Genomic DNA, 2,045 nt, shown 5'->3' with positions numbered 1-2,045 from the left:
TCAGCGTAACGGCAAGAAGCATACAAGTATAAAGTAATACCTGTACCTTGGTGAAAGGAATGCCATGAGTCACCGGAAGCATAGGGACATCAACTTTTGCATAATCATCGCGACGGCGAATGGCCAGTGCCCAGAAATGTGGTGGCGTCCAAATAAAGATAATGAGAAATAATAACAAGGCCTCGGTGTTAACTTCACCCGTCATCGCGACCCAGCCAAGAATCGGCGGTGCAGCACCGGCAGCACCACCCCAAACGATATTGTGCGGGGTAGAGCGTTTAAGAAACATAGTATAGATGACCGCATAGCCAATAACGCAGATGAAGGTTAGTAGCGCGGTAAGCTGGTTCGTTGTCGCAAGTAAAATCGCCATAGAGAGTACGCACAAACTTAGCGCAAAACTCAGAGCTGCCTTGGATGACAGGCCTCCAGTCGGAATGGGGCGTCCCTTGGTTCGCTCCATCGTGGCATCAATTTTTTGATCCACCCAGTGATTGATTGCAGCGCCAGAAGCTGCAGCCATACCTATGCCGAGTGAGGCAAAGAATAAGGTGTCGAGGGGCACCATGCCAGGGGAGGATAAAAGCATCCCAACGATGGCGGTAAAAACAATAAGTAAAACCACATTGGGTTTACAAAGCTCGAGGTACTGGCGCCATGATATGGCGCTTGCGGGTGCAAGTGCGGTAGTGTTTGCCATTGTGAACTCTCTTTGTTGTTTTTATATTCTTCACACAAGACAACGGCTGTATAAAACATGCCTTGTTGTTTTTCTTCTAGCATTGCCTGAGCTTTTATGAACCGTTGTTTAAGAAAACTGAGCGTAGATGCTAGGTATTTTTTTGTTTATCAGTGCTTAGCTTCCGATTAATTGCGACGATAGTCAACAATAATAATGCAGCACCGCCATTATGTGCGACAGCTATCGCAGTTGGAAGAACCAGTATGATATTCAATATGCCCAAGCTTATCTGTNCGCACAAGAGAACTAACAGTAAAATGGCTAAGTTTCTTGTGCCTTGCTGGCCTGGGCCTTTTGAAAATCGTAACAGGAAAAGGGCAAAAGTGCCGACAACTAGGAGTGTCACTACTGCTCCTATTCGGTGTGTCAGATGAACCGCCGTACCCGCTTCAAGCGAAAGCGTACCACCTTCGTAATCAACACCGAGTTCTCGCCAAATTGTAAAGCCTTCAGAGAAATCGGTATTTGGCCACCATTTACCTTGGCAGGTTGGTAAATCCCAGCAATGAAGCGCGACATAGTTAGTGCTGGTCCAGCCCCCGAGTGCTATCTGACAATAGACTACGACGAGTGCCAATATGGCCCAGTTCTTAAGGCCTCGGGAAACGATAGCAGGTTTTTGTTGTCGATCACTTAGCATCGCCCAGCAAAGCAGGGCTAAAGTTAACATTCCCCCAAGCAAGTGAAGCGTAACAATTGCGGGTTTTAGTAGCATGGTGACGGTCCACATCCCTAGTGCGCCTTGAAAGCAGACGACTACGAGTAGAATTAGGGGAAGCGTGAGTTGCTGACCTTGTTCTTTTCTGCGCTTAATCGCAATAGCTGCCATTGCCAGGATTAATAAGCCCAAAGTGCTGGCAAAGTAACGATGAATCATTTCCTTCCAGGCTTTGTCGGCTTCAAATGGGCGTTCCGGGTAGGCTTCGTTGGCAGCTTGAATGTCATTGCTATCACTTGGGGCAATGAGCGTGCCATAACATCCCGGCCAGTCTGGACAGCCCAATCCGGCATCAGACAGACGAACGTATGCGCCCAGCACTATCACAAATAAAGCCAGCGCACAGGCGGCCAGGCTGATTCTGAAAAAGAGTTTGTTCATGTCGTCTCTATTATTTTTATTGAGGGGTATTGATCATGAATAAAGATGTTTTTATTACAGCTTGGGTTTATTAACCTTTAAAAGCCTTTCTAAGTCTTCCATTAAATGCTTTGGCTCCACGCCCTCAGGGTAATACATCATTAGATTGTTATAGGGGTCGACCATGAAAATACTATTTTCGACCTGAGCATGTGTTTGAGAAAA

At 46.7% G+C, this 2,045-nt stretch carries 2 protein-coding genes; both read right to left on the bottom strand.

The features are described from left to right. Nucleotides 1-700, bottom strand: a 700-nt coding sequence (cyoE, locus tag A3729_RS24700) for a heme o synthase (RefSeq protein WP_068634386.1), incomplete at its 3' end; no start/stop codon positions are given. A 130-nt stretch (nucleotides 701-830) separates the two neighbouring features. Then, a complete protein-coding gene (locus A3729_RS24695; RefSeq protein WP_068634385.1) occupies nucleotides 831-1,841 on the bottom strand; it encodes a heme A synthase in 1,011 nt (336 codons plus the stop codon). Nucleotides 1,842-2,045: the final 204 nt, after the last annotated feature.

Source organism: Oleiphilus sp. HI0043, from assembly GCF_001634935.1.
Note: the sequence above shows the minus strand (reverse complement) of the source record. Positions and strands in the feature narration are given on the sequence as shown.